Below are 300 nucleotides of genomic sequence, written 5' to 3'. Positions count from 1 at the left end.
CGGCGATGAGGAAGGTGTTGATATGTGATGGTAATGGTGCTGGCTTACGATTGTCATCTTCAAAACCAATCCGTGCATCATTATGTTCCCAGTCATCATCACGTACGCTACCGTGACGTAAATCTAAAATACCATTACTGCGAATATTGACCAATTGACCGATAAGGCTAATAAATGGAAATGCACCGAGTTTATCTTGCAGAATGAAACCAAAACGTTCAAGTACTGCACCATGATGCGGTGAGCCAATACAGACCAAATTTTCAACCATGTGAACCCATTGGCATAGGTTCTGCTTAC

1 protein-coding gene is annotated in these 300 nt (G+C 42.3%); it reads right to left on the bottom strand.

The features are described 5' to 3' along the window. A partial coding sequence (locus AC2Q9J_RS17795; protein ID WP_499041998.1) for a PGAP1-like alpha/beta domain-containing protein occupies positions 1 to 271 on the bottom strand: 271 nt, incomplete at its 3' end. Positions 272 to 300: the final 29 nt, after the last annotated feature.

The organism is Planococcus sp. RAB007_Raresut (assembly GCF_057369535.1).
Note: the sequence above shows the minus strand (reverse complement) of the source record. Positions and strands in the feature narration are given on the sequence as shown.